The sequence below is a fragment of the Curtobacterium sp. 22159 genome (assembly GCF_052045775.1).
In the GTDB taxonomy this organism is placed as follows: Bacteria; Actinomycetota; Actinomycetes; order Actinomycetales; family Microbacteriaceae; genus Curtobacterium.
In genome coordinates, this window is the sequence record NZ_JBQEPN010000021.1 from 1751 (window position 1) to 8635 (window position 6885).

The window sequence follows — 6885 nt, forward strand, 5'->3', positions numbered from 1 at the left end:
GCCAGCTGGCACCGCGCCTCCAGTCCGTTCCGTGGTGAGCCCGAGCTCCTCGGCGTCGGTCAGCCCAGCGCCGTGACGAGAGCCTCCGCCGTGGCCGTGCTCGACTGCGGGTTCTGCCCCGTGACGAGGCGGCCGTCGACGACGACCGCGCTGCTCCACTCCGCGCCGATGTGCACGTCGGCGCCGAGTCCGGAGAGCGTCGAGGCGAGCAGGTAGGGCGAACGGTCGCCGAGTCCTCCGGCGAGTTCCTCCGCGTCGGTGAACGCGGCGATCCGTCGTCCCGCGAACGCGAACCCGCCGTCGGGGCGCCGGGCGCTCAGCAGGCCGGCCGGTCCGTGGCAGAGCGCTCCGATCACGAGGTCCCGATCGAGCGCCGCGACGAGGAGTCGCCCGAGGTCGGGGTCGTCCGCGAGGTCCGTCATCGGGCCGTGTCCGCCCGGCAGCACGATCGCGTCGTGGTCTCCGTCGCGGACCTCCGCGAGCGGGGTCGGGGACGCCAGCCACGCGTCGATCGCGTCGAGTTCGTCGCGGAGGGCGATCCCTTCGGGGGTGCCGAGGTCGAGGCTGGCCGGGTCGACGGGCGGGCGGGCCCCGTTCGGCGTCGCGAGCTCGACCTGGTGGCCGGCCGCGGTGAGCACGCGGTGCAGCACGACGAGTTCCTCCGCCCAGAACCCGGTGGGGTGCGCTGCTCCGACCGACAGGGTGATGTGGTCGGCGGCCGTCGCGACCATGAGTACCTTCGCCATGTGTTCCTCCTGTGTGGTGGTCGGTACCGTCCGTACCGCTGCCGGGTCCAGCGCCGCTACGATCGGAATCCTTCCCCTTGTCGTCAATGGAGGTATCGAGAAACCGATGGAACGAACCCGGCTCGACCTCGACCTGCTCGCGACGTTCGCCGAGGTCCACCGGAGCGGCTCGATGTCCGCGGCGGCGCACCGGCTCGGCATCAGCCAGCCCACGGTGAGCGAACGGATCCAGCAGCTCGAACGACAGCTCGGGCGCGCCCTCTTCACGCGGTCCCGCACGGGCGCGGTGCCGACGCCGGATGCCGACGCCCTCGCTGCACGCGTCCTGGGCCCGGTCGAGGCACTGCGCAGCGTCTGGAGCGACCCGCCCTCGTCGGGAGCGACCGGGACCGTCCGGATCGGCGGCGCGAGTGACGTGGTCGCTGCACGGCTGATCCCCGCGCTCGCGCCGCTGGCAGCCGACGGACTGTCCCTGCGGTTCACCGTCGGCCTCGCCCAGGACCTCCTCGAACGCCTCGTCGCCGACGACCTGGACGTCGTGGTGTCCTCGATCCGTCCGGAGTCGTCCCGCATCGAAGGCCGCGGTCTGATCGACGAGGAGTTCGTCCTCGTCGGGGCGCCGTCCGTGGCCGCTTCGGTGGACGCCGAGCTCCTCGCGCGGGACCCGCGGGCCGCCCTCCGCCACCTGCCCCTCGTGGTCTACGACGAACAGCGGTCGATCGTGCGACGGTACTGGCGGAGCCAGTTCGACGAGCGGCCCGACAACCGGGTCAGCGTCGTCCTCCCCGACCTCCGCGGGCTGCTGGCGGCGGTGGTGGCGGGGGCTGGTGTCACCGCGCTCCCTCGGTACCTCGCAGAACCGGCGCTCGCGGCCGGGTCCGTCGTGCTCGTCCACGAGGCAGAGGTCGGCCCGATCAACACGCTCTGGCTGGCCGTGCCCGCAGGACGGGTCCCGGACGAGCCGACACTGCGCGTGATGCGGCGGCTCCGCGACCAGGCAGCTGGGTGGGACGCGTTCTGATCCCGATGGGGAACGGGCGCGTCCACCCGTTCCCCACCGTCACCGTCGACGACTACACCGAGCGGCGTGGGAAGGTCGCGCTCGGTCCGTCGCCCGCGGCGGTCAGGTAGGCGTCCGGATCGGTCGAGCGGGGCCACCGCGCGACGAGGACGGCGCGGCTCGGACCCGGGGACTGGGCCAGGATCCACCCGCGAGCACCTCGTATCCGGAGCGCCGCTTCGTGCATGCCGCAGATGTGGAGCGTGAGGATCTCGCCCCACACCGGCGTCGCCGCCTGGCTGGCGAGGGTCAGGAGCTCGCTGTCGCTGGTTCCCCATTCGGTCGCGACCGCGTCGGCGAGGACATCGCGGTGCAACGTGGACAGCCGGAGATCGTCGAGGAGCGGGCCCAGTGTGGCGGCGAGTGCGTCCGCCCGCTCCGACGCCCCGTGGTCCACCTCGAGTCGCAGGGCGTCGAGCTGGTCCCCGACAGCGGTCAGCAGTTCGAGCTCGCTCCGGAGCGCGACGTTGAGCGCGTTGATCATGGTCCTGCCTTCGGCCGGGGGAAGGTGCCTGACTCGTGAACGTACACACGCGGGCCGCGAAGTCGGATTCCCGTTCTGGGGGTTGCTTCCGCGATCGCGAGTCGGTCGGGCCGCAGCGCCGGGGACGAACAGGGGCGGAGCGCCCCCCATGTGGTTCGTTCCGCCCCTGGAGCTGCCGGCGCCCGTTCGCTGCCCGGCTCAGGGACGAGCGGGTCGGGCGCCGGCGGGAAGGGGATCAGGCCCTCCGCAGTCCACGGTATGACTCGAGCCACGCCGAGCCGGCCGCCGTCGGGGTGGAGATCCCGTGAAGGAGGGTGGATTCGCGCTACTGCGGCGTCCGGTTGCTCGGGAATCCTGCTCGGCGAGCGAAGTCGACGGCTTGGGCGCGGGAGCTCACCTGCAGTTTCCGGTAGAGCAGCCGCGTGGTGCTCTTCATCGTGTTGGGGCTGATGAACAGCGTCGAGGCGATCTCGGCGGCGGTCAGTTCCGTGGTGAGGAGGGCGAGGACGTCGTTCTCCCGCTTCGTCAGCTGCGGGAGGTCCCGGCGGGCTGGCCCGATCCGCGTGGCCGTCCGCGCCTCCGTACCGGCGAGCTGCACGAGCTGGTCGAGTTCCGACGGGGTGATCGCTTCGTAACTGGTGTGCATGCCCGCATGCTGGATGAGGGCGTCCGCGCGGAGGAACGCGTGTGTGGCGGTGTCCGTGTACCCGAGTGCGTTCGCGGCGGCGGCGTGGATCAGGAGGGCGTTGGACTGGAGGCGCGGCTCGACCCCGTCGTGCGTGACGGACTCGCTGAGGTCCAGCGCAGCGCGGTGGCGGCGTTGGACCTGCGCGATCGCGGCCGCGATCACCCTGTCCGAAGACGACAGGTCGATGCTGGCGTCGATCGCCGCGGCGAACTTGCCGCGGAGGAGCTGCACGCGCACCCGTGCGGCGCGCGCGAGACGGCCGTCGACCCCGGTGGAACCGAGCACCGGGTGCCGCTGCAGGTGCAGCTCCAAGCGGGACTCGGTGATCGCCGCGTCGGCGATGTTGTGGGCGTGCAGGGACCGCACGAACATCGCGGGCGCCCAGTACTCGCCGAGCCCGACCTGCTCGGCTCGGTCGAGGAGCGCGGCGGCTTCCGTGAGCTCGTCGCGGTCGGTGTGCATGAGCGCTTCGGTGACGAACAGCGCCGCGTCGTACCGGTCTTCGGTGACACCTTCGTCGTGAGCGCGTTGCACCCATGTCCGTGCGAGGTCGGTCCGACCGCGTTCGGCGTGGATCCACGCAGCGCCGGCGGCGGCACGGCGGGCGACGTAGGGCTGTTCCGTGGCGCGCGCCAGGTCGAACACCCGCTCGTACTCCACGGCGGCGCGAGGGGATGCGGCGGCGTCGAGGGAGCGGGCCCACTGCAACCGCAGGTGTGCCATCGACTTCTCGAGTCCGGCGACCGCATCGATCGGGGCGGTACTGACGCGGTCGAGTGCGTCCTCGGCGATCCGGGCCGCTTCCTCGGGGTCGTCCCGGGTCCGCGCGGCAGCGGAGTCCGCGGCGAGCTGGATCAGTTGCTCGAGCATCGACTGGCCGGGCCTCGGGATCGGCGGATGCTCCAGCGCCGGGTGCACGCGTCCCGGGTTCCCGCCGGCGACGACGTGCTCGAGGTGGTTCGCGGCGACGAACAGCCCGGGATTGCGCATGAAGGCCTCCCCGGGCAGCGCCTTCACCGCCGCCAGCAGGTGGTGCGGCGCGGTCGCTGCGACGACGTCCCAGTGATCCTCGACGAGCGCGGCCGCTGCGTCGGCGCCCTCGGCCTGGGCGAGTTGGATCACCGCGGCCGGGAGGTCAGCTGAGTTCACCGGGCACTCCGACAGCCGCACACATCACCCACACAGGGTGCCAGGGCGCGACAGTTGTTGTCGACGTTGCCATCGCGTTTGTCCCCTGGTCGAGGGGGCGATCGCACGAGCCGGTGTGGAAGACGGGTGCTGAAGGAGGCAGAACAAGTCTGATCCATCTGCTCGAGGCACAGAGCTCGACCTGTCGGGGGTGGAAATCCGTTCGTTCGGGGTGGAAAGACCCTGCGACCCCTGGTTCCAAGCTTGTTCTCAGGTTTTGATGACCGGAGAAGCGCTCGCGACCGGAGCGCGCCGCCATGTCGCGGTTGTCGGATCGATCAAGGGGATCAGAGTGAACCTGCACTGGCCGGGAGCGCAGCGCCGCTCCACACGGACGACTCAGCGGCGGGGGGTGTTCTCGCTGCGGTCGCGGCCGTTGCAGGTCGTGGCCGGTGTCGGCGCGCTCGCGTTGACGGTGTCCACCCTCGCAGCGACGGCGCTGCTTGCCGGACCCGCGGCTCCTGCGCAAGCGGCTCCCGGTAACCCGGGGACGCCGTCGGCGGGAACCATCGTGTACAGCGAAGACTTCCAGAACACCACGCCGACTCCAGTGAGAACGCTGACGCAGTACACCGGGGCGAGTGGGCAGAAGTACACCGCCGATGCACCCTGGCTCGATTACTGCAACGGCATCTTGGCATCCGCCGCAGCTTCCACGACGGACGCGACCGCGGAGCAGATCTGCCGTCAAGCACCGGGCGAAAATGCGAGCCAGGCGAACTGGAACCGCGTGCAGCAGCTCGCGCAGTCGCTCGGCATCTACCGCGGACAGTCGACCGCGGCGTCCGCGAACAACATCGCCCTGAGCGCGTACACGTCGAACAATCCTGGCGCGGGTCTTGTGCAGTTCCAGACCGCGACGAACGTGCCGTTCACTGCGAGCAACCGGTTCATCGCCTTCAGCGTCGATGTCGCAGCGATCAACTGTGCCGTTGCGTCTCACCCGCTGCTGCAGTTCCAGCTGCTCAACAGTGCCGGCACCGCAACCAACGCAGGCTCGCAACTTGACGCGTGCTCGTCCCCTCAGATCGTGACCGCTCCCGGCATCGGGCAGTTCCCGGACACTGCAGTGAACGTCGGCACCTACACCTCGAACGGTGCCGTGCTGTTCTCGGGCAACTCCGTGGGCGTTCGGATGATCAACAACAACGGTTCCGGTGGCGGCAACGACAGCGCAATCGACAACATCCGCATCCTCGACGTCACCCCGCAGCTGGACAAGTCCTTCAGCCCGGCGGTCGTTCCGACCGGGGGGACGTCGACTCTGACGTTCACGGTGACGAACACCAGCGAGCTCGGTTCCAAGGCCGGATGGAGCTTCACCGATGCTCTGCCGAGCGGGCTGACCGCGACCGGCGGCGCCGTCGGGGGCACCTGCCAGGCGACCACCGCCGCTCCCGCCGGGGCGACCTCGCTCGCGATCACCAACGGAACGCTCAATGCCGGGCAGGCATCGTGCACGATCACCGTCCCGGTGACCGCGAACACGGCCGGCAGCTACACGAACGGGCCTGACAACGTGACCACGAACGGCCTGAACCCGCCCGCTGACACGACGGTCACGTTCGAGTCGCCGGCGTTGACGCTGGTCAAGCGCGCCGGGACGCCGGTCGACGCGAACGGCGACACAATCACCGACGCTGGCGACACGATCCAGTACACGTTCACCGTCACCAACAGCGGTGACGTGCCCGTGAGCGCGGTCGCGGTCAATGACCCGAAGGTCGGCGCCGTCACGTGTGAGGCAGCGACGCTCGCGCCGGAGGCTTCGACCACCTGCGCCGCTGACGACCCGTACACGATCACCGCCGCTGACGCCGCGTCCGGGTCGGTGGACAACACCGCCACTGCCACGGGCACCTCGCCCACCGGCGCGACGGTGACCTCCCCGCCGTCGTCGACGAGCACCCCGGCAGCGACCGCCCGTCCGGGCCTGACGGTCGTGAAGTCGGCTGACCCGTCAGGTCCGGAGAGTTTCCGACCCGGCCAGGTCATCACCTACCACTTCACCGTGACGAACACCGGCAACCTGCCGATGGACGACATCACCGTCAACGAGGGTGACTTCACCGGTACCGGTGACATCTCGGCCATCGAGTGCCCGGCGACTTCCCTCGCCGCTGGCGCGGACATGGTCTGTGACGCCACCTACACGCTGACCGCCGCGGACGTCGACTCCGGTTCGGTGACGAACTCCGCGACCGCGACGGGCAACCCGCCCGGGGGCAACACCCCGCCCGTGACCACGCCGCCGTCGGAGGTCACGATCCCCGTCCCCCCGCAGCCGGCCATCACGATCACGAAGACCGCTGACACGGACAAGATCACCAAGGCCGGGCAGAAGATCACGTACTCGTTCCTGGTGACCAACACCGGCAACGTCACGATGCGTGACGTCGTCGTGAACGACACCGACTTCTCCGGCACCGGTGAGCTCGGTGAGATCACCTGCCCTGACACGACCCTCGCGGTCGGCGAAGCGGAGACCTGCACGGCCGAGTACACCGTCACCCAGGCCGACGTGGACAACGCCGATTCGTTGACCAACAGCGCGACCGCCGGTGGTACCCCGCCGTCCGGCGAACCGATCGTGTCGACCCCGTCGAACTCGAACGTTCCGATCGACCGTGCGCCCGGTCTGAAGATCGTGAAGAGCTCCGACGCGGAGGCAGCCGAAGCCGGGCAGACCATCACGTACTCGTTCCTGGTGACCAACACC

5 protein-coding genes are annotated in these 6885 nt (G+C 70.2%); 2 read left to right on the forward strand and 3 right to left on the reverse strand.

What is annotated here, in order from left to right:
• Positions 1 to 59: 59 nt before the first annotated feature.
• A complete protein-coding gene (locus ACTJKO_RS17380; protein WP_440690618.1) occupies positions 60 to 746 on the reverse strand; it encodes a type 1 glutamine amidotransferase domain-containing protein in 687 nt (228 codons plus the stop codon).
• 106 nt (positions 747 to 852) lie between these two features.
• Here ACTJKO_RS17380 and ACTJKO_RS17385 point away from each other — a divergent pair, with 106 nt between their 5' ends.
• Positions 853 to 1767, forward strand: a complete 915-nt coding sequence (locus ACTJKO_RS17385) for a LysR family transcriptional regulator (protein ID WP_440690620.1) — start codon at positions 853 to 855, stop codon at positions 1765 to 1767.
• 52 nt (positions 1768 to 1819) lie between these two features.
• On the opposite strand, the gene ACTJKO_RS17390 is transcribed toward ACTJKO_RS17385, so the two are convergent.
• Both ACTJKO_RS17390 and ACTJKO_RS17395 read right to left on the reverse strand, forming a co-directional pair.
• Positions 1820 to 2290, reverse strand: coding sequence for a hypothetical protein (locus tag ACTJKO_RS17390; protein WP_440690622.1), 471 nt, complete (start codon positions 2288 to 2290; stop codon positions 1820 to 1822).
• A gap of 325 nt (positions 2291 to 2615) precedes the next feature.
• Positions 2616 to 4127: a LuxR C-terminal-related transcriptional regulator gene (locus ACTJKO_RS17395; RefSeq protein WP_440690624.1), complete on the reverse strand. Its 1512-nt coding sequence runs from the start codon at positions 4125 to 4127 to the stop codon at positions 2616 to 2618.
• Positions 4128 to 4677: 550 nt separating this feature from the next.
• Between ACTJKO_RS17395 and ACTJKO_RS17400 the strand changes: the two genes are divergently transcribed.
• Positions 4678 to 6885 (forward strand): DUF7507 domain-containing protein (locus ACTJKO_RS17400; RefSeq protein WP_440690626.1); only part of this gene is annotated, 2208 nt, incomplete at its 3' end.